Raw genomic sequence first — 23,506 nt, 5'->3', positions numbered from 1 at the left:
CGGCGTGGCCTCGCCCGCGCCCTCGCGGCGGCCGGGCCCCGGCGAAGGCTCGGCTGCGGCCGCAAGCTGCGGGCGCGGCTGAGCCCGCGTGGGTTCCGGAGCAGCCGGCCGGGGGCTGCTGAAGAGGCCCCGCGTTCCGGCCTCCTCCGCGGTGCTGGCCGGCGGGGCGGCAGCCACGGCCGGCGCGGCGCTGCCGTAGAACTCGGCATCCTCGTCGTCGCTGCCGCCGAACAGCATCGCCCAGAGGCTGCGGCGTGGCGCGGCGCTCTCCTCGCCCGCCTCCGCATAGGTGGCGTAGCCGGCGACCGCCCCGCCCCGGGCCACGATGGTGGCTTTCGCCTCCTCGTAGCCCGGCATGGGCTTGCCGTCCTTGGGGATGTGCACCGTGCGGCCGTCGGGAAACAGCCGCGCGAGCTGCGGCCGCGGCATGCGCGGCCACGACCTGACGGTGCCGGCATCGAGGTGGACGAAGTTGTGCAGGCTGTTCGGGTAGAAGCCGACGCCGCCGTGCTGGAGCCGCATGGCGATCTCGCGCACCCGCGTCATCGAGACCTCGGGAATGAAGAAGTCCATCGCCTTGCCGCGCATGTGCTGGCTGTGCTCGGCCACCGCACGGGAGCGGCGGCGCAGGGCGGCGTTGGTTTGAGGCGACCGGTAGGCAGAGACCACCCGGAGCGGCTCGCGAGCCCCGACCTCGCGGTACACCTGCCAGACGATGTCGAACAGGCGCGGATCCATCTCGGTCGGCTCGTCCAGGCGCCAGTCGCGCAGCAGCCAGTTGAGCTGCTTCAGGGCAGTGCCGTCGTAGCGGCCGTCGCGCCGGAAGGTGATGGAGGCGCTTTCCTTGGTGTGCTCGTGGATGATGTGGAGCGTGCGGGTGTCGCCGTTGGCCACCGCGTTCTGGGTCGGGCCCGCCGCCGACAGAAGCAGCACGACGGCCGCCCCGGCCGTCGCGAATAGCCGCCGGCCGAGCGTCGCGACCGCGCCGCGCCGATACATGCCCCGTGTCGTCACGCTCGAACCCGCCCCCTCGCCACGCGAGGCGCGGCGTCGCCCGATCGTTGGTCGGGGCAAGGTCACCGTTTGAGGTTACCCCGACGTTAATGACACACGTGACCCGACCAGAGATCAAGGGTCAGCGGCCCGGATTCATGCCAGAATGGCGCAGCTTCGTCGAGCGCAGACGCTCGTCGCAGGGTCGTGTCGGCGCCGCCGTCCGGGCCCGGAGGGGTTGGGCACTGAGCGAGCGGGACGGGGAGCCGGCGCAGGAGAGCGCAGCGGCGCGGGCCGAGAGCGGCCGGCGCCGGTTCGTGGCGATTCTGCTGATGTGCGGAGCGGTGTTCTGCTTCGCCTGCCTGGACGCCTCGGCCAAATGGGCAAATCAGATCGTCGACCCGATGCTGACGACCTGGTTCCGCTACACGGCCAATGTGGCCATCCTGGCCGTCGTGCTGAACAGCTGGACGCGGCCCCGCATCCTCCGGACGAACCGCTTCGCCTTGCAGATCGGCCGATCGGTCCTCCTGTTCCTGTCCACCGTCCTGAACTTCCTGGCGTTGCAGCACCTGCAACTGGCCCAGAACATCTCGATCCAGTTCGCGATGCCCCTCCTGGTGGCGCTGCTGGCCGGGCCCATGCTCGGGGAATGGGCGGGGCCACGCCGCCTCGTCGCGATCGTGATCGGGTTTTGCGGCGTGCTGGTGGTCGCACGTCCGGGCGGCGATGCGCTGCACCCCGCAGCGCTGCTGACCGTGATCAACACCGTGTTCTACGCGCTCTACGCGATCTTCACCCGGATGCTGGCCGCGCATGATTCCACGGCCACCACGCTGACCTATTCGGGCCTGGCCGGGATGCTGTTTCTGACCCCGGCGCTGCCCTTCATCTGGACCACGCCGCCCTCGCTTCTGGTCTGGGCCGTGCTGATCGCAACGGGGCTGTTCGCGGCCGTCGGGCACGGCTTCCTGACCCTCGCCCATGCCCGGGCGCCGGCCCCGGTCCTGTCACCGTTCATCTACACCCAGATCGTCTGGATGGTGCTGTTCGGCTACGTCATCTTCGGGGACGTTCCGGACCGCTGGACCCTGATCGGCGGCGCCATCGTGATCGGCTCGGGCCTGTACCTGCTGGTTTGGGAACGGTTTGCCCGCGGGCGGGAGCGCCGGCCCACCTGACCGTCCAGCGCCGCGGCTTCAGCCCGGCCGGCGGGCCCGCGCCGCGTCCACGAGGTCCCGGGCGGCCGAGAACGCGGCTTCGGCGTCCAGTTCCGTGGTGTCGAGATGGCGGGCGTCAGGGGCGGCCCGCATGGGCGCGGCAGCCCGGCCCGCATCGCGCTCGTCGCGCCGCCGGATGTCGTCCAGCACCGCCTCGTAGCTCGTCCGCTCCCCGGCGGCCGCGACCTCGCGAAAGCGCCGCCGCGCCCGCTCCTCGGGGGAGGCCGTGACATAGAGCTTCACGGCCGCATCGGGACACACGACCGTGCCGATGTCGCGGCCGTCCAGCACGGCCCCGCCGGGCTGGGCCGCGAACCGCCGCTGGAAGGCCAGGAGGGCGTCGCGCACCGGCTCCAGCACCGACACCACGGAGGCGGCCTCGCCCATGTCGCCGCCGCGCAGGCGGGAGGGGTCGAGGTCGTCGGGCGAGAGCGACGCCGCAGCAGCGGCAGCGGCGCGCGCATCCGTCAGCTCGAGGCCCTGGTCGAGCATGGTGCGGGCGACCGCGCGGTACAGGAGGCCGGTGTCGAGATGGGGACAGCCGAGATGGTCGGCCAGACGGCGCGCCAGCGTCCCCTTGCCGGAGGCGGCCGGGCCGTCGATCGCGACCACGAAGGGGCGGCCGGTCACGCCCGGAACCGCGCGCCGAGGCGCTCGAACAGGGGCAGGAAGCTCGGGAAGCTGGTGGCGATCATGGCGCCGTCATCCACCGTCACCGGCTCGCGCGCGGCGAGGCCCATGACCAGGAAGGCCATGGCGAGGCGGTGGTCCAGATGGGTGGCCACGGTGCCGCCGCCCGGCACCGCACCCCCGGTGCCATGCACCAGGAGGTCGTCGCCCTCGATCTGGACCCGAACGCCGTTGGCCGCGAGGCCGGCCGCCACGGCTGCGAGGCGATCGGATTCCTTGACCCGGAGCTCGGCCAGGCCCCGCATGCGGGTGGTGCCGCGCGCAAACGCGGCCGCCACCGCCAGGATCGGGTATTCGTCGATCATGGTGGGGGCCCGAGCCGCCGGCACCTCGACGCCTTCGAGCGGGCCGAATGTGGCCTCAACGTCGGCGATCTCCTCGCCACCGATGTCGCGCCGGTTCGTCTCGCGCAGCTCGGCACCCATCTCCCGCAGGGTCTGAAAGAGCCCGGTCCGGAGCGGGTTCAGCATTACGCCCTCCGCGGTCACGCGCGAGCCCGGCACGATCAGGGCTGCGACCAGCGGAAAGGCGGCAGAGGAGGGGTCGGCCGGGACCACGATCTCGCCGGCCCTGAGCACCGGCTGGCCCCGCAGCGTGATCCGCCGTCCGTGCTGGCCCTCCGGCTCGACCCGGATCTCCGCGCCGGCATGGGCCAGCATGCGCTCGGTGTGGTCGCGCGTGGCCTCCCGCTCGATCACCGTGGTGAGGCCCGGGGAGTTGAGGCCGGCCAGCAGCACCGCCGACTTGATCTGGGCGGAAGGGGCCGGGGTCTCGTAGGTGATCGGGATCGTCTCGGCCGGCCCGCGCAGGGTCAGCGGCACACGGCCGCCCTCGGCTTCGCTGATCACCTCGACGCCCATGCGGACGAGCGGATCAAGGATGCGCCGCATCGGGCGGCTGCGCAGCGAGGCGTCGCCGTCGAACGTGGCCGTGATCGGGTGCGATCCCGCCACGCCCATCATCAGGCGGGAGCCGGTGCCGGCATTGCCGAAATCGAGCGGTTCAGCAGGCTCGGCGAGCCCGCCGATCCCGACCCCGGTGACGCGCCAGCGGCCGGGGCCGAGCCGGTCGGCGCGGCCGCCGAGCGCCCGCACGGCCGCGGCGGTGCGGATCACGTCCTCGCCTTCGAGCAGGTTCTCGACCCGGGTCTCGCCGATGGAGAGGCAGCCCAGGATCAGCGCCCGGTGCGAGATGGACTTGTCGCCCGGCACGGTGACGCGGCCGCGGAGCGGCGTGCCGGGGGCGGCGGAGACGGGGCGCGGAGGGGTGTGGGAGGTCACGGCAACGCTGAAAGAAAGGCGGCGCTTAGCATGCGGTCCGGGACGCGTCATCCCGGAGCCCGGCGGTCACCGGCGGATCAGCCCGACGATGTCCTTGACGTCGCGCATCGTCTCCTCGGCGATGGCGGCGGCCCGCTCCGCCCCGTCGGCCAGCACGGCGTCGATATGGCCCGGATCGGCCACGAGCCGGGTCATCTCCTGGCCGATCGGCCCGAGCTTCGCGACCGCGAGGTCGACCAGGGCCGATTTGAAGGTCGAGAACTGGGCGTTGCCGTAGCCGGCCAGCACCTCGGCCTTGGTCTGGTCGGCGAGGCCGGCATAGATCCCGACCAGATTGTCGGCTTCGGGCCGGGCGGCCAGTCCGGCCTCTTCGGAGGGAAGCGCCTCCGGGTCGGTCTTGGCCTTGCGGATCTTCTGGGCGATCGCGTCCGCATCATCGGTGAGGTTGATGCGGGAATTGTCGGACGGATCCGACTTCGACATCTTCTTTGTGCCGTCCCGAAGCGACATGACCCGGGCGGCCGGGCCGCCGATCAGCGGCTCCGTCAGCGGGAAATACCCCTCCGTGAAGCCCCGCTCAGTGATCGGACCCGCGAAATCGTTGTTGAACTTCTGGGCGATGTCGCGCGTCAGCTCCAGATGCTGCTTCTGGTCCTCGCCGACGGGCACGTGGGTAGCCCGGTACACCAGGATGTCGGCGGCCATCAGGCACGGATAGGCGAACAGCCCGACGGACGCGTTCTCGCGGTCCTTGCCGGCCATTTCCTTGAACTGCGTCATGCGGTTCAGCCAGCCGATGCGGGCCACGCAGTCGAAGATCCAGCTCAGCTCGGCATGCGCCGGCACCTGGCTCTGGTTGAAGACGATGTGCCGCCGCGCGTCGATGCCGGCTGCCAGAAAGGCGGCCGTGACCTCGCGGGTCTGGCTGCGGAGGTCCGGCTGCACCAGCTGAGCGGTGATCGCGTGCAGATCGACCACGCAATAGATGCAGTCGCGCTCCTCCTGCAGCTGCACGAAGCGCCGGATGGCCCCGAGGTAATTGCCGAGATGGAGATTGCCGGTCGGCTGGACGCCCGAGAAGACCCGTTCCTTGAAAGCCGTCATCTGCCCGCCCGCCACCGAAGGCGGGCCTCTACGGGCGCCGGGATGCGATGGCAAGCGGCCGTGTGGTCTCGGTCCGCCCGGTGCGGCCGAGCGAGCCCTGTGCGGCCGGGCAGGACCGGCCTCGGCTCACACGTCGGTGATGCCGGCGGCCTCCTGCGCCCGCAGCACGTCCGGCCGCGGCATGGAGATGATGCTGTAGCCCGAATCCACGTAGTGGATCTCGCCCGTCACCCCGCCGGAAAGGTCCGACAGGAGGTACAGAGCCGAGCCGCCGATCTCCTCCGTCGTGACCGTGCGGCGCAGCGGCGCGTTGGCCCGCTGGTAATTGTACATGAAGCGCGCATCCGCGATGCCGGCGCCGGCAAGCGTCCGCACAGGGCCGGCCGAGATGGCGTTCACCCGCACGCCGTCCGGGCCGAAATCGCCCGCCAGGTAGCGCACGGAGGCTTCCAGCGCGGCCTTGGCGACGCCCATGACGTTGTAGTTCGGCATCAGCCGCATGGAGCCGCCATAGGTGAGCGTCACCATGGCGCCGCCGCTCCGCATGCGGGCAGCCGCCCGCTTGGCGATCTCGGTGAAGGAGAAGCAGGAGATCATTAGCGTGCGGGCGAAGTTTTCGCGCGTGGTGTCGGCGTAGCGGCCCTTGAGTTCGTTCTTGTCCGAGAAGGCGATGGCGTGGACCAGGAAATCGAGCCCGTCCCAGCGCGCGTCGAGCTCCGCGAAGACCCGGTCCACGGAGGCGAGGTCCTCCACATCGCAGGGCAGCACCAGGTCCGATCCGACTGATTTGGCCAGCGGGGCCACGCGCTTGCCCAGCGCGCCCCCCTGATAGGTGAAGGCGAGTTCGGCGCCGTGCTGGGCCAACACCTTGGCAATGCCCCAGGCAATGGAATGGTCGTTGGCGACCCCCATTACGAGGCCGCGCTTTCCCTGCATCAGCCCCGCCGTCACGCTGACCTGCCTTGTCGTATCCAACCGTTGCCGAGGATGTAGCCCGGCATCAGGCGGGCTGTCCACGCCGTCCCGGAGCCGCTCTAGGCGTCGAGGTGTTTCAGGACGAGGGTCGCGTTCGTGCCCCCGAAGCCGAAGGAGTTCGACATCACGCAGCCGAGCTTGGCGTTGTCGACCCGCTTGCGGACGATGGGCATGTCGGCGAAGGCGGGATCGAGCTCCTCGATATGGGCGCTCTCGCAGATGAAGCCGTTCTGCATCATCAGCAGCGAGTAGATCGCCTCCTGAACCCCGGTCGCGCCCAGCGAATGGCCGGTGAGCGACTTGGTGGCCGCGATGGGTGGGCAGCTGTCGCCGGTCCCGAACACCTCGCGGATCGCCTCGATCTCCTTCTCGTCGCCGACCGGCGTCGAGGTGGCGTGCGGATTGATGTAATCGACCCGCGGCCCAACGCCTTCCAGCGCCATCCGCATGCACCGCATGGCGCCCTCGCCCGACGGCGCGACCATGTCGTAGCCGTCCGACGTGGCGCCGTAGCCGACGATTTCGCCGTAGATCCGGGCGCCGCGGGCCCGGGCGTGTTCCAGCTCCTCGAGCACCAGCACGCCCGCCCCACCGGCGATCACGAACCCGTCCCGGTTCTTGTCATAGGCCCGGGAGGCGCGGGCCGGCGTGTCGTTGTAGCGTGTCGACATGGCGCCCATGGCGTCGAAGAGGACCGACAGCGTCCAGTCGAGCTCCTCCGAGCCGCCCGCGAAGATGATGTCCTGCCGGCCGAGCTTGATCACCTCGTAGGCGTTGCCGATGCAGTGGTTCGAGGTCGCGCAGGCGGACGAGATGGAATAGTTTACGCCCCGGATTTTGAACCAGGTGGCGAGAGTCGCCGACGCCGTGGACGACATGGCCTTCGGCACCGCGAAGGGTCCAACCCGCTTCGGCCCCTTGGAGCGCGCGATGTCGGCCGATTCCACAATGGTCCGCGTGGAAGCCCCGCCGGATCCCATGATGATCCCGGTGCGTTCGTGCGAGATCTCGTTAGCCTCCAGCCCGGCGTCCCGGATCGCCTGATCCATGGCGACGTGGTTCCAGGCCGTGCCGCCGCCGTGGAAGCGCATGGCCCGACGGTCCACCAGCTCCTCGGCATTGAGAGTGGGTGCGCCGTGGACCTGGCACCGGAAGCCATGCGTGGCGTAATCCTCCGCCCGGCTGATGCCGGAGCGGCCTTCGCGCAGAGAGGCCAAAACCTCCTGCGTGGTGTTGCCGATGGACGACACGATGCCCATCCCGGTGACGACGACACGCCGCATTCCACAGCCTCCCGGCCTCCTCGGCCGCTGCTCAGGTAAGCGCGTTGCGCTCCGTTCTCAACCGGTTCCGGCGCAGCCCGAGCCGCGAAGCGCCCCACCTGGCCACCCCGGCCGGGTGGTCAAGGGCCGGCCGCAACCGTAAGGGTGCCCGGCCTCGCGGCGAGGCCGCGTCCGAGGAATCCCGTGCTCGCCCGTTCTGCCCAGCTCCCTGTCTTGGACGGCGTGGTCGACCTGCCGCCCGGCAAGATCGCTGCCATCGCGACCTATCTGGAAATGGTCCAACGGCCCGAGAGGCCCGCGCGGCCCCTGCCCGGCCGGCTCGAGCGGCTATCGCGCGACCTCGCGCGCTACCGCTCTCTCTACGGCCGCATCGGCGAGCCCTGGCTCTGGTTCAGTCGCGCCGTGATGCCCGACGAGCGCCTGCGCGGCATCATCGGCGACCCGGCCGTGGAGGCCTGGGTGCTGGTGGTGGACGGGCGCGACGTCGGCTTGGCGGAGCTCGATTTCCGCCGTCCGAACGAGTGCGAGATCAGCTTCTTCGGCCTTGTGCCCGAGAGCTGCGGCATCGGGCTCGGGCCGGCTCTGATGGACGAGGCTTTGCGGCGGAGCTTCGCCCGGGCCCCGCGCGTGTGGCTCCACACCTGCACGCTCGACCACCCGGCCGCGGTGCCGTTCTATCTGAAGGCGGGTTTCAGGCCCTTCCGACGGGCCATCGAGGTCGCGGACGATCCCCGCCTGACCGGGCACATGCCGCGGCACGCCGCGCCGATGTTTCCGACCCTGTAGGCCCGGGCCGCGCTTTCTCGCTCAGGCCCGCATGGCGCGGGCGAGGCCGATCCGGTCCATGGCGGCCTGATCGCGGGCTGCTTCGGCGGCACGTTCGGCCGAGCGCTCGCGCGTGTCCAGGATCTCGACCTTCTTCAGGGCTTCGAAGGCCTCGCCGAGCTCGGCCTGGGCCTCCGAGAGCTGCGCCGTCAGTTCGTCGGCGGAGCGCTTCAGGTTGTCGCGGCGCGTGCGGGCCGCCTTGGCGTAGGTCGGGTAGGCGAAATGGGCGAGGTCGGAGATGCCCGAACGCTGCTCCTCGGCCGCGATCTCGCGGTCGAGATCGCCGGCCATGCGGGCGAACTCCGCCACCATGGTCTCGATCTGGGCGACCCGGCGACGCTTTTCGTCGACCTGGAATCGCCGGAGGCGGATCAGCGTATCGCGCGACTTCATCGATCGGAACTCCAGGACGCGTGCCCCGGGACGCGGCTTTTTCAAGGCGAAGCCAGGACGTCCGCGAGACGACGGTAACCTTCCTGGATGGAGGTTGACTCTTCCTTACGCTGACCCAGGAACGCCTCCAGCTGCGGCATGAATGCCACAGCTTCGTCCACATCCGCCGACGCCCCGGCCCGGTAGGCGCCGAGGCGGATCAGCTCCTCCATGTCGGCATAGGTGGCCAGGAGCCGCCGCGCGCGGCCGACCTGGTCGAGAAAGGCCGGGTCGCAGCTGCGCGGCATGGTGCGGGAGACGGAGCGCAGGACGTTGATCGCCGGGTAGCGCCCGCGCTCGGCGATTTCGCGCGTCATCACGATGTGGCCGTCCAGGATGCCCCGCACCGCGTCCGCCACCGGCTCGTTGTGGTCGTCGCCCTCCACCAGCACCGTGAACAGCCCGGTGATCGCCCCGTCGTCGAGGCCCGGCCCGGCCCGTTCCAGCAGGCGGGGCAATTCGCTGAACACCGTCGGGGTGTAGCCCTTCGCGGTGGGCGGCTCGCCGGCCGCGAGGCCGATGTCCCGCTGCGCCATGGCGAAGCGGGTGATGGAATCCATCATGCACAGGACCTGGCGGCCCTCGTCGCGGAAATGCTCCGCCAGCGCCATGGTCACATAGGCTGCGTTGCGGCGCATCAGGGCCGGCTCGTCCGAGGTCGACACCACCACGACCGAGCGGGCGAGCCCCTCCGGCCCGAGATCGTCCTGGAGGAATTCCTGCACCTCGCGGCCCCGTTCCCCGACGAGCCCGATCACCGCGACGTCGGAGGCCGCATAGCGGGCCATCATGGACAGCAGCACCGACTTGCCGACCCCCGACCCGGCGAAGATGCCCATGCGCTGCCCCCGGCAGGTGGTCAGAAAGGTGTTGATCGCCCGGATGCCGAGGTCGAGCGGCTCACCCACGCGGCGGCGGGAATGGGCCGGCGGCGGATCGGCCCGGAAGGGATAGAGCCGGTCGCCGACCGGCAGCGGCCCGAGACCGTCGACCGGCTGGCCCAGCCCGTCCACCACCCGGCCGAGCCAGCCGGAGGTGGGCCGAATGCCGGCCGGGCTCGACCGCGTCACCGCCTCGCAGCCCCGCCGGATGCCCTGCAGCGAGCCGAACGGCATCGCGAGGGCGCGCTCCCCCGAGAAGCCGATCACCTCGCAGGCCACCTCCTCGCCCCCATCCACCAGGATGTCGATGCGGCCGCCCACCTGCATGGCCGCGACTGGGCCCGCGATCTCCACCAGCAGCCCCCGTACGCCGGCGACCCGGCCGGAGACGCGCAGCCGTTCCAGCCCGGAGATTGCGGCCGTCGCCTCCGCGATCCGGCTCCGTCCCGTCGCTCCCCAGGCCGTCATGGTAACCTTCTGTTTACCCGCCACGTTAACATTGGTGCACGACGCGGCCGCCCCAAGAGGTGGTCGGCACCGCACATCTTCCCGAGGGCGAAGGACGACCGCAACGGAGCAAATCCACCCCCCGCGAGGCAGGACACGGGACGGCTGCGGCCGGACAGCCCTTGCAACACGGAATTAGGGTTTGTTAACCAACAGTCGTTAACGTCGCGAATCGAGTTGGGGTGACGCGTGCCGCGGGGGCTGCGGCGTGCGGCGGCTTCGTGTGCCCGAGCGCCCGGGGCAGGGCTGGGGAACTCAGATGCGTGTACTCCTTGTCGAAGACGACAGCGCGACGGCACGCTCGATCGAGCTGATGCTCAAGTCCGAGAATTTCAACGTCTACACGACGGATCTCGGCGAAGAGGGCATCGATCTCGGCAAGCTCTACGATTACGACATCTTCCTGCTCGACCTGAACCTGCCCGACATGTCGGGCTACGAGGTGCTGCGCACGCTGCGGGTCGCCAAGGTCAAGACACCGATCCTGATCCTGTCCGGGATGGCCGGGATCGAGGACAAGGTGAAGGGGCTCGGATTCGGGGCCGACGACTACCTGACGAAGCCCTTCCATAAGGACGAGATGGTCGCCCGGATCCATGCGATCGTGCGGCGCTCCAAGGGGCATGCCCAGTCGGTGATCACCACCGGCGACCTGCTGGTGAACCTCGACACCAAGACGGTCGAGGTCGCCGGCTCGCGCGTCCACCTGACCGGGAAGGAGTACCAGATGCTGGAACTCCTCTCCCTCCGGAAGGGCACCACGCTCACCAAGGAGATGTTTCTCAACCACCTCTACGGCGGCATGGACGAGCCGGAGCTGAAGATCATCGACGTCTTCATCTGCAAGCTGCGCAAGAAGCTCGCCAATGCGAGCCAAGGCAAGAACTACATCGAGACCGTGTGGGGCCGCGGCTACGTGCTGCGCGAGCCGGCCGAGACCGAGGACCGCATCGCGGTCTGAATCGGGGTCGAACCTGAACGGGCGGCAACGGCGGCATTCAAGCGCCGTAGGGCCACGCCCGGCTACCATCCTCCAACGCTCAAGGAGGATTTCATGCGCGACGTTCTGATCAGTGCCGCTCTGGGCGGCGCCATGCTGCTGGCCGGCGCCGCGGGCGCACAGGCATGGGACGGCTCGTCCGGACTCGGCTTGTCCGTCGGGGTGGTGGCCGATTACGAGGGCGGCTCCCGCTACGAGGGCTCCCGCTACGAGGGCCGCCGCCACGAGGGTCGGTCCTTCGACGGCGAGCGGCGCTATGAGGGCTCGCGCGAGGGCTACGGCGACCGCGGCGCCTGGCGTGGCGGGGAGGGCGAGCGGCACGGCCGCTGGCACGACCGGCCCGGCTATGACGGTTACGAGCGCGGCCGCTACCGGGGCCCGCGCTACGGCTTCTACGATCCCCGGCCGCGTCCGCGCTGCTGGGTGCGGCCGACCTATTGGGGCCCGGAGCGGGTGTGCCGCTGGTAAGCGGCCGCCCGACCTTGACCGGTCCGGGCCTTGGGCCCGGGCCGGCGACGAAGCGCCCGCCGGGTCCATGACGGGCGGCCGGGTCAGCCGGGGAAGGCCAGCCCGCGGCGCCCTCCCCCGGAGGGCCGCGGCCCGATCACCATCCCAACACGACCGAACAGGGCGCCGGGCGCCCTATGCCGGCCGGCTAGGCCGTGAAGCGGCCGTGGCAGTGCTTGTACTTCTTGCCCGAACCGCACGGGCAGACCTCGTTGCGGCCGACCCGGCCCCAGGACGACGGGTCCGCCGGATCGCGGTCCAGCACGGCGACATCCGACGGGATCGCCTCGGCCGCGAAGGCCAGGGCCGGGCCGCCGCCGAATGAACCGGTGGCCTGGTCCGACCCGAACTCGTTCTCGCCCGTGAGCGGGTCCAGATGCTGGGCGAACATCGGCGGCAGGCCCTCCGGCTCGAAGCCCTGGCCGCCGGTGCCGTCCGAATCCTGGAACACGACGTCGACCCGCATCAGTTGGCCGGTGACCTGCTCGCGCAGGTGGCCGATGAGCTGGTTGAAGAGGTCGAACGCCTCCGACTTGTACTCGTTCAGCGGGTCGCGCTGCGCGTAGCCGCGCCAGCCGATCACCTGACGCAGGTGGTCCAGCGTGACCAGATGCTCGCGCCAGAGGTGGTCCAGCGATTGCAGCAGCACCTGCTTCTCGACGTAGTTCATCACCTCGGGCGTGTTCTTCTCGACACGCTCCGCGTAGCTCTCGTCCGAGAGCTTGCGCAGCCGGTCCCGGATCTCGTCCTCGGCGATGCCCTCCTCCTTGGCCCAATCGGCGACCGGGAGCTCGAGATTGAGAACGCGCCGCACGGCCTCGTCGAGCCCCGCCACGTCCCATTGCTCGGGATAGGCGTCGGGCGGGATATGCGCTGTCACCAGGTCGTCAATGACGCCGTGGCGCATCTCGTCGACCTCCTCCCGGATGCTCTCCTGGCCCATGAAGTCGCGACGCTGCTCGAACACGACCTTGCGTTGGTCGTTCATGACGTTGTCGTATTTCAGGATGTTCTTGCGCGTGTCGAAGTTGCGCGCCTCGACCTTCTGCTGCGCCTTCTCGATCGCCCGGTTGATCCAGGGATGGACGATCGCCTCGTCCTCCTTGAGGCCGAGCTTGGTGAGCATGCCGTCCATGCGCTCGGATCCGAAGATCCGCATCAGGTCATCCTGAAGCGACAGGTAGAACTTGGACCGGCCGGGATCGCCCTGGCGGCCTGAACGGCCGCGCAGCTGGTTGTCGATGCGGCGCGATTCATGGCGCTCGGTGCCGAGGATGTAGAGCCCGCCCGGCAGGGCGTGCTTGCGGCCGGCCTGCGGGTCGGCCGCCTCGCCCGACGCCAGCACGATCTCCCGGAAGCTCTCGATCTCCTGGCGGATCTCGGCCGCCTTGGCGCTGTCCTCGCCGCCGGAGGCGAGCGCCTCCTGGGCGATGCGCATCTCGACGTTGCCGCCGAGTTTGATGTCCGTGCCGCGGCCCGCCATGTTGGTCGCGATGGTGATGGCGCCCGGAACGCCGGCCTCGGCCACGATATAGGCTTCCTGCTCGTGGAAACGGGCGTTGAGCACCGCGAACAGCTTGGTCGGCTGTTTGCGGCGTGCGCCGTCATACAGCTTGGCGAGGGCGGCCGGGTCCTCGAAGTCGATCTGCTTGTAGCCCGCCTTGAGCATCAGATCGGCGATCAGCTCCGACTTCTCGATCGACGCCGTGCCGACCAGGACGGGCTGCAGCCGCTCGTGCGCGCGGCCGATCTCGACGATGATGGCCTTGTACTTCTCGGCTGCGGTGCGGAAGACCTCGTCGTCCTCGTCCAGCCGGGCGACGCCACGGTTGGTCGGGATCTCGACCACGTCGAGCTTGTAGATCTCCTGGAACTCGTCGGCCTCGGTGGCGGCCGTGCCGGTCATGCCGGCGAGCTTGGCGTAGAGCCGGAAATAGTTCTGGAAGGTGATGGAGGCGAGCGTCTGGTTCTCGGGCTGGACCGTGACGCGCTCCTTCGCCTCGAGGGCCTGGTGCTGCCCCTCTGAATAGCGTCGGCCCTGCATCATGCGGCCGGTGAACTCGTCGATGATGACGATCTCGTCGTTGCGGACGATGTAGTCCTTGTCCTTCTGGAACAGCTTGTGGGCCCGCAGCGCCTGGTTGACGTGGTGAACCAGCGTGACGTTGCCGGCGTCGTAGAGCGTGCCTTCCTTCAGCACGCCGACCTCACGCAGAAGGTGCTCGATCTTCTCGTTGCCGCTTTCCGTCAGGTTCACGGTGCGCTGCTTCTCGCCGAGGTCGTAATCCTCGCGCGCCAGCCTCGGCACGACCTGGTCAATGGCCATGTACAGGTCGGACCGGTCGTCCAGCGGCCCTGAGATGATGAGCGGTGTGCGGGCCTCGTCGACTAGGATCGAATCCACCTCGTCGACGATGGCGAAGTTGTGCCCGCGCTGCACCATGTGCGCGATCTCATACTTCATGTTGTCGCGCAGGTAGTCGAAGCCGTATTCGTTGTTGGTCCCGTAGGTGATGTCGCAGGCATAGGCCTCGCGGCGCTGGTCGTCGTCGAGCCCGTGCACGATCACGCCGACGCTGAGGCCGAGGAAGCGGTAGACCTGCCCCATCCACTCCGCGTCGCGGCGGGCCAGGTAGTCGTTGACGGTGACGACGTGGACGCCCTTGCCCTCGAGCGCGTTCAGATACACCGCGAGCGTGGCGACCAGCGTTTTGCCCTCGCCGGTCTTCATCTCCGCGATGGCGCCCTCGTGCAGCACCATGCCGCCGATCATCTGCACGTCGAAATGGCGCTGGCCGAGGGTGCGCTTGGCGGCCTCGCGGACCACGGCAAAGGCCGGCACCAGCAGATCGTTCAGCGACTTGCCGGCGGCGAGCTCCGCCCTGAACTGGGCCGTCCTGCCCTTCAGCGCCTCGTCGGAGAGCGCCTCGATCTCCGGTTCCGTGGCGTTGATCGCGGCCACATTCGGCCCGTAAGTCTTCAGCCGTCGGTCGTTGGACGAGCCGAAAATCTTCTTGGCGAGAGCACCGAGCATGCGTGGACCCGTGACGGCAGGCGGAGAAAGGGAAGGGAGAGCGGCCTTATAGCGCCATATAGGGCGCTGCGCACCCGATTGGGAGCCGGGGGGGCCGGGAACGCCCGGCGGCCATCCTGGTTGAGGCTCCGCCCCCGCCCTCAGGACGTCCCACGACATGGCATCGAGCTGGCCCGACAGGCTCTGGATCGTCCGCCACGGCGAGAGCGCCGGCAACGTGGCCCGCGAGGCCGCGCACCGGGCGGGGCTCCACATGATCGACGTCGAGGGGCGAGACGTGGACGTGCCGCTGAGCCGGCTCGGCGAGCGCCAGTCGCGCGCCCTCGGGCGCTGGTTCGCGGCCATGCCGGATTGCGAACGTCCCGAGGTGATCGTGGCATCGCCCTACCTGCGGGCGCGCCGCACGGCCGAAATGGTCGGTGAGGCGGGCGGGTTCGTGTCCGACCGGCCGGAATTCCTCATCGACGAGCGGCTGCGCGAGAAGGAATTCGGCATCCTCGACCGGCTGACCACGCTCGGCATCCGCGAGCGCCACCCCGACCAGGCGGAGTTCCGCCGCATCCTGGGCAAGTTCTATCACCGGCCGCCCGGGGGCGAGAGCTGGTGCGACACGATCCTGCGGCTGCGCAGCGCCATCGACACCATCGGCCTGCGGCATGGCGGCCGCCGTGTGCTGGTGGTGAGTCACCAGGTGGTGGTCCTCTGTTTCCGCTACCTGCTGGAAAATCTGAGCGAGGAGGAGATCCTGGCCATCGACCGCGAGGCCGACGTCGCCAACTGCTCGGTCACCGCCTACCGCTACGATCCCGCGGCCGGAAAGGACGGCGCCTTCGTGCTGGAATTCTACAACCAGACCATCCCGCTCGAAGACGAGGGCGTGCCGGTCACGTCCGAGCCGGACGCCAAGGCGGCGGCCTCGTGAGCGCGCCCTCGCCCGTCGATCCGGCGCAGCTTCGCCGCATGCCGCTGCCGGAGCCGCGCGACGGCGGCGGCAAGGAGGAGCGGGGCCGTGTTCTGGTGGTCGGCGGCTCGCGCGAGCTGCCCGGCGCGGTGCTCCTGGCCGGCACGGCGGCGTTGCGGGCAGGGGCCGGCAAGCTGCAGATCGGCGCCCCGGCCTCGCTCGGCATTCCGCTCGGGCTCGCGGTGCCGGAAGCCCTGGTCGCCGGGCTTGCCGAGACGGAGGCCGGCTCGGTCGCGGCGGAGGCGGCCGACCGCGTGGTGGAACTCGGCGGGCGCTGCCGCGCGGTGCTGCTCGGGCCGGGTCTCGCGGTGGACGACGACACCGAGGCGCTGGTGCGGCGGGTCCTGACCGGGCTGGACGGGCCGGCCATCGTGCTGGACGCCGCCGCCATGATGCGGATCGCCGATGCGCCTGGCGCCCTCGCCCGCCAGCCCGGGCGGGTCGTGATCACCCCGCATGCGGGCGAGATGGCTGGCATTCTGGGCATCAGCAAGGACGAGATCGAGGCCGATCCGATCGGCACGGCGCGGCGGGCTGCCCGCCAGCTCGGCGTGGTCGTGGTGCTCAAGGGCGCCTGCTCCTTCATCGCCAGGCCGGACGGCGAGGCCTGGTCATGCCGGCACGGCAATGTCGGGCTTGCGACCTCCGGCTCCGGCGACACCCTGGCCGGCATCATGACGGGCCTGCTCGGGCGCGGGGCAGAGCCCCTCCAGGCCGCCCTCTGGGCCGTCTACCTGCATGGGGAGGCCGGGATCCGGCTGGCCCGGCGGGTCGGGCCCCTCGGCTACCTGGCGCGCGAGCTCCCGGCCGAAGTCCCGGCCGTTCTGGCCGAACTCGCGCCGGACTCGGGCGGCTGACCCCGCCGCGGCGTGCCATCCCCGGGCTTGCCGAAACCCTCGCTCCCCGCCACTTGAGCCCGAGCCGCGGCACTCTGCCCGGATCGAATCTCTGTCCAGGATCACGCATGCCCGCCAAGCTCAGCCTCCTCTCGTGCGCCGGCGCGCTCGCCCTCTTGGCGGCCGCTCCGGCCGTTGCCCAGACACCGGCGGCGCCGGCTGCTCCCACCGCCGCCCCTGCTGCGCCCGCCGCCGCCCCGGCAGCGCCGGTGGATCCCAAGCGGGTCGTGGCCCGGGTGGACGGCGAGCCGATCACGGAGGCTGACCTCGCCACCGCGGCCGAGGACCCGGCGCTGGCGCTGCCGGGAACGGACGCGGCCCAGAAACGCGAGGTCCTGATCGGCTACGTGATCGACCTGCGCCTCGGCGCGCGGGCGGCGCGCGCCGGCAAGATCGACGCCTCGCCCGAGTTCAAGCGCCGACTCGATTACCTGTCGGACAAGCTCCTGGTGGACGAGTACTTGGAGGCGGAGACCAAATCCGCCGTGACGGCCGAGGCGGCCCAGAAGCTCTATGACGAGAGCGTCAAGGAGATGAAGCCCGAGGAAGAGGTGCGGGCCCGCCACATTCTGGTCGCCGAGGAAGACGTCGCCAAGAAGGTGCAGGCCCGACTCAAGGCCGGCGAGGATTTCGCCAAGGTGGCCGAGGAGGTCTCGACCGATCCGGGCTCCAAGGGCGATGGCGGCGATCTCGGCTTCTTCACCAAGGACCGCATGGTGGCGCCCTTCGCCGAGGCCGCCTTCAAGCTCAAGCCAACCGAGATCTCCGAGCCGGTGAAGTCGCAATTCGGCTGGCACGTGATCCAGGTCACCGACCGGCGCACCAAGCCGGTGCCGACCTTTGCCGAGATGCGCACGGAGATCGACCAGTACCTGGCCCGCAGGGCTCAGCAGGAGGCGGTGCTGAAGCTGCGCAAGACCGGCAAGGTGGAACGGGTCGATCCGCCGATCTCCGCACCGAAGCAATAGGCTTTTGGCGGGGTTCGGCCCCGGGCTGTTCTATGCCACCTTCCCTCGTGACACCCGCCAAGGGTGCGCCAGACCACGAGGGAACGTCCATGAAGCGTCGTGAATTCCTGCATGTCGGGGGCGTCGGGCTCGCGGCTGGCGCCAGCGTCGTCGCCGCCCCCGCCATCGCCCAGAGCGCGCCCGAGCTGAAATGGCGCCTGTCTTCGACCTTCCCGAAGTCCCTGGACACCCTCTTCGGCGCCTCGGACAGCTTCGCCAAGTACTGCCACGAGATGACGGACGGAAGGTGGCAGATCCAGCCCTTCGCGGCCGGCGAGATCGTTGGCATGCCGCAGGCGCTGGACGCGGTATCGAACGGCACGGTCGAGATGATCCACGGGCCGGGCTATTACTATGTCGGCCGCGATCCGACGCTGGCCATCATGGCCGACATCCCGTTCATGATGAACGCCCGCCAGCGCAACGCGTGGCTGTATGAGGGCGGCGCCCAGGCGCTGATCAACGAGTTCCTGGCGCCGCTCAACGTCTACGCCATTCCGGGTGGGAACACCGGAACGCAGATGGGCGGCTGGTTCCGCAAGGAGGTGAAGACCGTTGCGGACCTGCAAGGGCTAAAATTCCGCATCGCGGGCCTGGCCGGGCAGGTGCTGGCCAAGATGGGCGCCGTGCCGCAGCAGCTCCCGGGCGGGGACATCTACCCGGCGCTTGAGCGCGGCACGATCGATGCGGCCGAATGGGTCGGCCCGTATGACGACGAGAAGCTGGGCTTCGCCAAGATCGCGCCCTTCTACTACTATCCTGGCTTCTGGGAAGGCGCGCCAGGCGTCCATTTCTGGTTCGGCAAGGGCAAGTGGGAGGAGCTCCCGAAAGCCTACAAGCAGATCGCCATGAGCGCGGCCACGCAGGCGGGCCTGGAGATGACCGCCAAATACGACGCCCGCAACCCGGCCGCCCTGCGCCGGCTGGTGGCCGGCGGCGCCCAGCTCCGGCCGTTCAGCCAGGAAATCCTGGAGGCCGGGTTCAAAGCATCCAACGAACTCTACGACGAGATCTCGGCCAAGAACGCCAACTTCAAGAAGCTGTACGAACACGCGCGGGCATTCCGGAACGAGGAATACCTGTGGTGGCAGGTGGCCGAGTACACCTTCGACAACTTCATGATCCGGGCCCGCCTGTCGAGCTCCGGCCCGGCGCCGCGCTGACCCCGGCCCGGCCCGGGCTGCGCCCGGGCGCAGCCGCCGCTTAGATCGCGGCGGCTGGGTCCTTGCTCTCGCCGTCGGCGTCGTGGTGCGCTCGCTCGCGCCGCCGCAGGCGCGCGCGGCCGTCGAACAGGGCCTGGCCGATGGCCCGCAGCGGGGCGGTGAGGCGGCGGACGTCCTCCGCCCGCTCCATCACGCGCTCGCCGCGACCGAGCTCGCGGTCGAGCCGCGCCATGGTCTTGGCCTGGGTCGGGTCGTCGTCGTCGAACCAGGTGTCCATGACGTTGGCCTGCGCCCAGACGAGCCCTTGAAGCTTGACGAAGCCGAGCGGGCCTTCGGTCGGCACCCCGGCGGCGGCCAGCATGTAGCGGGCGGAATTCAGGGCCGAGCGGTTCAGCGCCGCGAGCGTGGTCACATCCCCGCGCAGGGCCCAGGCGATGCGCCGCAGCGCCGGCCGGTAGGGCGCCATGGCGTCGAGCCGGCGCATGACCACATCGAAGATGCGCTCGCGGGCCGGCTCTCCGACGAGGTCGGCCGTGGTGCCCTCGATGACGATCTTGTCGATCATCCGGGTGAAGCCGTCGAGGATCGCGCCCTTGGACGGAAACAGATCGCGCATCTCGGACAGGCTGAGGCCCGCCTCCTGGGCTACGTCCGTGATCTCGATGTCGGACCAGGGGCGGTCGGCGGCGAGACGCATCAGCGCCTCGACGGCGCGCGTACGTTTGTCGGCCGGCTGGGCGGGATGGGGAGCCGCCGCTTCGGCGTGGACGGCCTGTGCGCCCGCCGCGAAGCCGTCGGCAGGGATCGGGTCGTGGTGCATGGGATCGCTCCTGTGTCGCCGGGACGTCCTATGTAAGGCGTCGCAGGCCCGATCCGAAGTGCTTCAGCCGGAAAGCTCGCCTGCGCGGCGCTTGGCCGCCGCAACCGCCGCCCGCATCAGGGGCGGCAGGCCGCCTTCCCCCATCAGCACGTCCAGCGCGGCCGCCGTGGTGCCGCCCTTGGAGGTGACGTTCTCGCGCAGCGTCGCGGGCGGCAGGCCGGAGCTGTCGAGCAGGGCGGCCGATCCGACCACCGTGGCGCGGGCGAGACGGCTCGCGAGCTCCCTCGGCAGGCCGGCGGCCGCGCCGGCCTCGGTCATGGCCTCGCACAGGTGAAACACATAGGCCGGGCCCGAGCCCGACAGCGCCGTCACGACGTCGATCAGCGCTTCGTCCTCGACCCATTCCACCACGCCGTTCGCGGCCAGCAAGGCATCGGCGATCCGGCGCTGGCGGGGGTTCGTCGCCGCATTGGCGTAGGCGCCCGTCGCGCCGCGTCCGATGGAGGCCGGGAGATTCGGCATGGCCCGGACCACGCTCCGGGCCGCGGGCAGCGCCCGGAGGAGGTTGGCGACGGTCTTGCCGGCCAGGATGGAGATGACCAGCGTGTCCGGACCGGCCGCGGCCGCGAGGCCGGGCGCAACCTCTTCCAGGGCCTGCGGTTTGATGCCGAGGACCAGGACCTCGGGCGGCGGAATGGTGGACCGATCCTGCGGGTTCACCCGCAGCCCGCGTGCGGCAAGGTCGGAGGCGGCGTGCGGATCCAAAACCGTCACCGCGGCCGGGGCGAGCCCGCGCGCGAGCCAGCCCTCCAGCATGGCCCCGCCCATCTTGCCGGCGCCGACCAGAACGACGGAGCCGGGCAGGTCCTGTGCCGGGGCGGGTGCCGCCGTCACGCCTCTCCCTCGGTGACGAAAAGGACGCCCTCGATCGCCTCGCGGGCGCTCTTGCCGGCCCAGAGCACGAACTGGAACGCCTGGAAGTAACGCTCGCAGGCCTCCACGGCGGCCTTCAGCATGATATCGCACTGGCCCTGCGTCGGCTCGGCGCCGCCCGCGAGGAGCAGCGCGTGCCGGAACATGATGACGTTTTCGCTGGACCAATAGTCGAAATGGCCGACCCAGAGTTGCTCGTTGGCAAGGGAGATGAGCTGCAACACCTCGGGACGCCGCCGTTCCGGCACCTTGAGGTCGAACGCGCAGGCCACGTGCAGGGCCTCGACGTTGTCGATCCAGCTGAAGGCGACCTGGTACTCGGCCCAGCGGCCGGACACGGCCACGGACATCTCGTCGTGCTCGGCCCGGTCGAAGCTCCACGCCCGGATGGACGCGAACCTCTCCACCGTATCGAGAGGGTGCTCGGAGCGCGGCGTATCGAACATCATGTCGGGCATCGGTTCCCAAGGCGCGGGGTGACGTCACACGCAACGGCGGCAGAGGCGTCGAAGTCGTGGCCCCGGGTGATCGGTCGCCCGCCAGGAGCGGACGCGGTCGAATCAGCCGCCCGTCGACTATATCCCGGGCGAGTCCGCTGGTTCAAAGCGGCCCTGCTGGATTTCACAGCAGGCTGTGGACGGCGCGTGCCGCCGCAGGTTCACCCTCTGGTGAGATCTGGCCGCTAGGGGTGGTGCGAAATGCTGTCTATCGCCAGCCTGTTGAGCGACGTGGAAAGCTCGGTCGGGCGCAGCTCGGGCGAGGACCGCGCCCGCACGCTCTCCCGCATCACCGATCTGCTTGTACGGGCCGGCGCCTCTTTCGGGCCCGAGCAGATCGAGCTGTTCGACCAGGTAATTCAGCGCTTCGCGAGCGCCATCGAGACCCAGGCCCGGGTGGAGCTGGCCGAACGCCTGGCCCGGCTTGCGCATGCGCCGCACGGCGTCGTCGTCTCGCTCGCACATGACCAGATCGCAGTGGCCCGCCCGGTGCTCTCCGGGTCGCCCCGGCTCGACGATCAGGACCTGATGCGAATCGCCCTCGCCAAGGGCCGTGACCACATGCTGGCCATTGCCGAGCGCAGCCGAGTGTCGACGCTGGTCACCGACGTCCTCGTCTCCTGGGGCGACGGCCTCGTCCGCCATGCCATCGTGGGCAACCCCGGCGCGCGCTTCTCGCCGACCGGGACCGCGACCCTTGTGGAGCACGCCCGCGAGGACGATGCGCTGGGGGCGTTGCTCGGAGAGCGCACCGACCTGTCGCCCTTCGAGAGCCGTCAGCTCCTGGACATCGCCAAGGATTCCGCCCGCCGCCGCCTGCTCGCGACGCTTCCCGGGGCCGAGCGGGAAATCGATGCCGCCGTGCAGCGGGGCGCCACCGCGCTGCGCCGCCTGCCGGCCCGCCTCGTGCGCAGCTACGCGGCCGCCGCCAGCACGCTCGACGCGGTGATGCGGGAGCGGCAGCTCACCGAGCAGGACCTCGTCGGCTTCGCCGAGGACGACCGCCCGGAGGAGACCATCTCCGCCGTGTCAGCCATCACCGGGCTGTCGCTGGGCTGCATCGAACGCATCTTCGAGGAGCGCGAGAACGACCTCCTGATCGTCATCGGCAAGGCGCAGGGCTGGACCTGGCGCACCGTCCGGGCCCTGTTGCGGCTGCGCGATCCCAGCCTCACCGAGCGGCACCATTTCCGCCGGGCGGAGGAAACGTTCGACGGGCTGGCCAGCCCCACGGCGGCCCGGGTGCTGCATTTTCTGAAGGTCCGGGAAACGGCCTCGCAGGCCGCGCGGTCGCCCGCCTCTCAGACCCGCACGAAGGTCAGGTAGCTGCTCGGGCGCCCTTCGCGCTTGGCCTTGGCCTCGTAGCGGGTGCCGGGCCAGCCGGGCCAGGGCTCCTGCCAGTCGGAGGCCCGTTCGGCGGGCCAGCGGAACGCGGCCGAGCGCAGGATGCGGGCCAGCGTCCAGCCAGCATAGTCGTCGATATCGGTGGCGAAGCGGAACGCGGCGCCGGGCTGCAGCACGCGGGCGAGGGCGGCGAGATTGGCGTCCGACACGAAGCGGCGCTTGCGCTGGCGGCGTTTGGGCCAGGGGTCGGGGAACAGCAGGGAGGCGCGGCCGAGCGAGCCGGCCGGCAGGCGGGCCAGGAGCGCGGCCGCATCCTCGTCGGTGACGCGAAGGTTGCGCAGCCCCTCGGCCTCGGCGATGGCGAGCAGTTTCGCCATGCCGTTCACAAACGGCTCGCAGCCGATGAAGCCGGTCCGGGGCGCGGCCCGGGCTGCGGCCAGCAGATGTTCTCCGCCGCCGAAGCCGATCTCGAGATGCACGCTTTCGACCGGGTCGGGGAAGAGATCAGCCAGCGCGCCGGGCAGCACCGCCGGGACCTGCAGCCGCGGAAACACCTCCCGCAGCACCCTCTCCTGGCCCGGCCGGAGCGCCTTGCCCTTGCGGCGCCCGAAAAAGGAGCCGGCCGAACCTTCCGGCTCCTCCGTCACGACAGGCCGGCTTCGGTCAGCGCAGGGCCGACCGGAGCTCCTCGGCCAGGTCGGTCCGCTCCCAGGAGAAGCCGCCATCCGAATCGGGATCGCGGCCGAAATGGCCATAGGCCGAGGTGCGGGCGTAGATCGGCTTGTTGAGGTCGAGATGCGTCCGAATGCCGCGCGGCGACAGGTCCATGATGTCCATCAGCGCCGCTTCGAGCTTGGCGGCGTCCACCTGGCTCGTGCCGTGCAGGTCGGCATAGATCGACAGGGGCCTGGCCACGCCGATGGCGTAGGAGAGCTGGATGGTGCAGCGGTCCGCGAGGCCGGCCGCCACGACGTTCTTGGCCAGATAGCGGGCCGCATAGGCGGCGGAACGGTCGACCTTGGTCGGATCCTTGCCGCTGAACGCGCCGCCGCCATGCGGGGCCGCGCCACCATAAGTGTCGACGATGATCTTGCGGCCGGTCAGGCCAGCGTCACCGTCGGGGCCACCAATCTCAAAGCTGCCTGTCGGGTTGA

General features: G+C 70.2%; 23 protein-coding genes. 9 read left to right on the top strand and 14 right to left on the bottom strand.

Annotated features, from left to right (window positions below; all coding sequences use genetic code 11):
- The coding region (locus JWR86_RS15565; RefSeq protein WP_299567256.1) for a DUF882 domain-containing protein at window positions 1-999 on the bottom strand (999 nt) is incomplete at its 3' end.
- Between the two features lie 113 nt (window positions 1,000-1,112).
- Here JWR86_RS15565 and JWR86_RS15560 point away from each other — a divergent pair.
- The gene (locus tag JWR86_RS15560; protein ID WP_299567251.1) at window positions 1,113-2,174 is read left to right on the top strand and encodes a DMT family transporter; all 1,062 of its coding nucleotides are present in this window, start codon (window positions 1,113-1,115) and stop codon (window positions 2,172-2,174) included.
- 18 nt (window positions 2,175-2,192) lie between these two features.
- Here JWR86_RS15560 and cmk read toward each other — a convergent pair whose 3' ends face one another.
- The 5 genes from cmk to fabB all read right to left on the bottom strand — a co-directional run bounded on the left by cmk (window position 2,193) and on the right by fabB (window position 7,545).
- Window positions 2,193-2,843 (bottom strand): (d)CMP kinase, encoded by a 651-nt coding sequence (gene cmk / locus JWR86_RS15555; RefSeq protein ID WP_299567250.1) that lies wholly within the window; start codon window positions 2,841-2,843, stop codon window positions 2,193-2,195.
- Window positions 2,840-4,183 (bottom strand): 3-phosphoshikimate 1-carboxyvinyltransferase, encoded by a 1,344-nt coding sequence (gene aroA, locus JWR86_RS15550; protein ID WP_299567248.1) that lies wholly within the window; start codon window positions 4,181-4,183, stop codon window positions 2,840-2,842. Before aroA ends, cmk begins: the two co-directional genes overlap by 4 nt.
- 66 nt (window positions 4,184-4,249) lie before the next feature.
- The gene (trpS, locus tag JWR86_RS15545; protein ID WP_299567246.1) at window positions 4,250-5,287 is read right to left on the bottom strand and encodes a tryptophan--tRNA ligase; all 1,038 of its coding nucleotides are present in this window, start codon (window positions 5,285-5,287) and stop codon (window positions 4,250-4,252) included.
- A gap of 126 nt (window positions 5,288-5,413) precedes the next feature.
- Complete coding sequence (gene fabI, locus JWR86_RS15540) at window positions 5,414-6,223, bottom strand: enoyl-ACP reductase FabI (protein ID WP_299567255.1); 810 nt, start codon at window positions 6,221-6,223, stop codon at window positions 5,414-5,416.
- A 98-nt stretch (window positions 6,224-6,321) separates the two neighbouring features.
- On the bottom strand, window positions 6,322-7,545 hold the full coding sequence (gene fabB, locus JWR86_RS15535; protein ID WP_299567244.1) for a beta-ketoacyl-ACP synthase I: 1,224 nt from the start codon (window positions 7,543-7,545) through the stop codon (window positions 6,322-6,324).
- 183 nt (window positions 7,546-7,728) lie between these two features.
- Here fabB and JWR86_RS15530 point away from each other — a divergent pair, with 183 nt between their 5' ends.
- Window positions 7,729-8,331, top strand: coding sequence for a GNAT family N-acetyltransferase (locus JWR86_RS15530; RefSeq protein WP_299567243.1), 603 nt, complete (start codon window positions 7,729-7,731; stop codon window positions 8,329-8,331).
- A 21-nt stretch (window positions 8,332-8,352) separates the two neighbouring features.
- Here the strand turns inward: JWR86_RS15530 and fliJ are convergent, their stop codons facing one another.
- The gene (gene fliJ, locus JWR86_RS15525) at window positions 8,353-8,763 is read right to left on the bottom strand and encodes a flagellar export protein FliJ (RefSeq protein WP_299567241.1); all 411 of its coding nucleotides are present in this window, start codon (window positions 8,761-8,763) and stop codon (window positions 8,353-8,355) included.
- A gap of 41 nt (window positions 8,764-8,804) precedes the next feature.
- Window positions 8,805-10,151: a flagellar protein export ATPase FliI gene (gene fliI, locus JWR86_RS15520; RefSeq protein WP_299567239.1), complete on the bottom strand. Its 1,347-nt coding sequence runs from the start codon at window positions 10,149-10,151 to the stop codon at window positions 8,805-8,807.
- Window positions 10,152-10,449: 298 nt separating this feature from the next.
- Here fliI and ctrA point away from each other — a divergent pair, with 298 nt between their 5' ends.
- Together ctrA and JWR86_RS15510 are read left to right on the top strand one after the other, a co-directional pair.
- On the top strand, window positions 10,450-11,151 hold the full coding sequence (gene ctrA, locus JWR86_RS15515) for a response regulator transcription factor CtrA (protein WP_299567237.1): 702 nt from the start codon (window positions 10,450-10,452) through the stop codon (window positions 11,149-11,151).
- Between the two features lie 93 nt (window positions 11,152-11,244).
- Window positions 11,245-11,658, top strand: coding sequence for a hypothetical protein (locus JWR86_RS15510; protein ID WP_299567235.1), 414 nt, complete (start codon window positions 11,245-11,247; stop codon window positions 11,656-11,658).
- A 187-nt stretch (window positions 11,659-11,845) separates the two neighbouring features.
- On the opposite strand, the gene secA is transcribed toward JWR86_RS15510, so the two are convergent.
- Window positions 11,846-14,731: a preprotein translocase subunit SecA gene (gene secA / locus JWR86_RS15505; protein WP_299567233.1), complete on the bottom strand. Its 2,886-nt coding sequence runs from the start codon at window positions 14,729-14,731 to the stop codon at window positions 11,846-11,848.
- A gap of 157 nt (window positions 14,732-14,888) precedes the next feature.
- Here secA and JWR86_RS15500 point away from each other — a divergent pair, with 157 nt between their 5' ends.
- The 4 genes from JWR86_RS15500 to JWR86_RS15485 all read left to right on the top strand — a co-directional run bounded on the left by JWR86_RS15500 (window position 14,889) and on the right by JWR86_RS15485 (window position 18,758).
- Complete coding sequence (locus JWR86_RS15500; RefSeq protein WP_299567231.1) at window positions 14,889-15,653, top strand: histidine phosphatase family protein; 765 nt, start codon at window positions 14,889-14,891, stop codon at window positions 15,651-15,653.
- Window positions 15,650-16,549: an NAD(P)H-hydrate dehydratase gene (locus JWR86_RS15495; protein WP_366914588.1), complete on the top strand. Its 900-nt coding sequence runs from the start codon at window positions 15,650-15,652 to the stop codon at window positions 16,547-16,549. Before JWR86_RS15500 ends, JWR86_RS15495 begins: the two co-directional genes overlap by 4 nt.
- Window positions 16,550-16,656: 107 nt before the next feature.
- Window positions 16,657-17,556: a peptidylprolyl isomerase gene (locus JWR86_RS15490; protein ID WP_299567229.1), complete on the top strand. Its 900-nt coding sequence runs from the start codon at window positions 16,657-16,659 to the stop codon at window positions 17,554-17,556.
- An 89-nt stretch (window positions 17,557-17,645) separates the two neighbouring features.
- Window positions 17,646-18,758, top strand: coding sequence for a TRAP transporter substrate-binding protein (locus JWR86_RS15485; RefSeq protein ID WP_299567228.1), 1,113 nt, complete (start codon window positions 17,646-17,648; stop codon window positions 18,756-18,758).
- A 40-nt stretch (window positions 18,759-18,798) separates the two neighbouring features.
- Here the strand turns inward: JWR86_RS15485 and JWR86_RS15480 are convergent, their stop codons facing one another.
- From JWR86_RS15480 to JWR86_RS15470, 3 genes are all read right to left on the bottom strand, one after another.
- Entirely contained in the window at window positions 18,799-19,455 is a 657-nt protein-coding gene (locus tag JWR86_RS15480; RefSeq protein WP_299567252.1) for a TetR/AcrR family transcriptional regulator, read from the bottom strand.
- Between the two features lie 186 nt (window positions 19,456-19,641).
- Complete coding sequence (gene proC, locus JWR86_RS15475) at window positions 19,642-20,472, bottom strand: pyrroline-5-carboxylate reductase (RefSeq protein ID WP_299567226.1); 831 nt, start codon at window positions 20,470-20,472, stop codon at window positions 19,642-19,644.
- The gene (locus JWR86_RS15470) at window positions 20,469-20,969 is read right to left on the bottom strand and encodes a YbjN domain-containing protein (RefSeq protein ID WP_299567224.1); all 501 of its coding nucleotides are present in this window, start codon (window positions 20,967-20,969) and stop codon (window positions 20,469-20,471) included. The genes proC and JWR86_RS15470 overlap by 4 nt, the downstream gene beginning before the upstream one ends.
- Before the next feature lie 240 nt (window positions 20,970-21,209).
- Here JWR86_RS15470 and JWR86_RS15465 point away from each other — a divergent pair, with 240 nt between their 5' ends.
- On the top strand, window positions 21,210-22,334 hold the full coding sequence (locus JWR86_RS15465; RefSeq protein WP_299567222.1) for a DUF2336 domain-containing protein: 1,125 nt from the start codon (window positions 21,210-21,212) through the stop codon (window positions 22,332-22,334).
- Here JWR86_RS15465 and JWR86_RS15460 read toward each other — a convergent pair.
- Together JWR86_RS15460 and JWR86_RS15455 are read right to left on the bottom strand one after the other, a co-directional pair.
- Window positions 22,310-22,999, bottom strand: a complete 690-nt coding sequence (locus JWR86_RS15460) for a tRNA (guanine(46)-N(7))-methyltransferase TrmB (RefSeq protein ID WP_299567220.1) — start codon at window positions 22,997-22,999, stop codon at window positions 22,310-22,312. The genes JWR86_RS15465 and JWR86_RS15460 overlap by 25 nt on opposite strands.
- 16 nt (window positions 23,000-23,015) lie before the next feature.
- A partial coding sequence (locus tag JWR86_RS15455) for a methionine adenosyltransferase domain-containing protein (protein ID WP_299567219.1) occupies window positions 23,016-23,506 on the bottom strand: 491 nt, incomplete at its 5' end.

It is taken from the genome of Enterovirga sp. (assembly GCF_028290205.1).
In the GTDB taxonomy this organism is placed as follows: Bacteria; Pseudomonadota; Alphaproteobacteria; order Rhizobiales; family Beijerinckiaceae; genus Enterovirga.
This window is presented reverse-complemented; position numbering and strand designations above follow the sequence as displayed.

What these genes read in the sequence shown, in the direction of transcription:
- JWR86_RS15480 (WP_299567252.1), bottom strand. Translation starts at nt 19,455, where the DNA reads ATGCGTCTCGCCGCCGACCGCCCCTGGTCCGACATCGAGATCACGGAC.
- fabB (WP_299567244.1), bottom strand. Translation starts at nt 7,545, where the DNA reads ATGCGGCGTGTCGTCGTCACCGGGATGGGCATCGTGTCGTCCATCGGC.
- JWR86_RS15490 (WP_299567229.1), top strand. Translation starts at nt 16,657, where the DNA reads ATGCCCGCCAAGCTCAGCCTCCTCTCGTGCGCCGGCGCGCTCGCCCTC.
- secA (WP_299567233.1), bottom strand. Translation starts at nt 14,731, where the DNA reads ATGCTCGGTGCTCTCGCCAAGAAGATTTTCGGCTCGTCCAACGACCGA.
- JWR86_RS15470 (WP_299567224.1), bottom strand. Translation starts at nt 20,969, where the DNA reads ATGCCCGACATGATGTTCGATACGCCGCGCTCCGAGCACCCTCTCGAT.
- JWR86_RS15485 (WP_299567228.1), top strand. Translation starts at nt 17,646, where the DNA reads ATGAAGCGTCGTGAATTCCTGCATGTCGGGGGCGTCGGGCTCGCGGCT.
- trpS (WP_299567246.1), bottom strand. Translation starts at nt 5,287, where the DNA reads ATGACGGCTTTCAAGGAACGGGTCTTCTCGGGCGTCCAGCCGACCGGC.
- fabI (WP_299567255.1), bottom strand. Translation starts at nt 6,223, where the DNA reads ATGCAGGGAAAGCGCGGCCTCGTAATGGGGGTCGCCAACGACCATTCC.
- fliI (WP_299567239.1), bottom strand. Translation starts at nt 10,151, where the DNA reads ATGACGGCCTGGGGAGCGACGGGACGGAGCCGGATCGCGGAGGCGACG.
- JWR86_RS15510 (WP_299567235.1), top strand. Translation starts at nt 11,245, where the DNA reads ATGCGCGACGTTCTGATCAGTGCCGCTCTGGGCGGCGCCATGCTGCTG.
- ctrA (WP_299567237.1), top strand. Translation starts at nt 10,450, where the DNA reads ATGCGTGTACTCCTTGTCGAAGACGACAGCGCGACGGCACGCTCGATC.
- JWR86_RS15465 (WP_299567222.1), top strand. Translation starts at nt 21,210, where the DNA reads ATGCTGTCTATCGCCAGCCTGTTGAGCGACGTGGAAAGCTCGGTCGGG.
- fliJ (WP_299567241.1), bottom strand. Translation starts at nt 8,763, where the DNA reads ATGAAGTCGCGCGATACGCTGATCCGCCTCCGGCGATTCCAGGTCGAC.
- JWR86_RS15500 (WP_299567231.1), top strand. Translation starts at nt 14,889, where the DNA reads ATGGCATCGAGCTGGCCCGACAGGCTCTGGATCGTCCGCCACGGCGAG.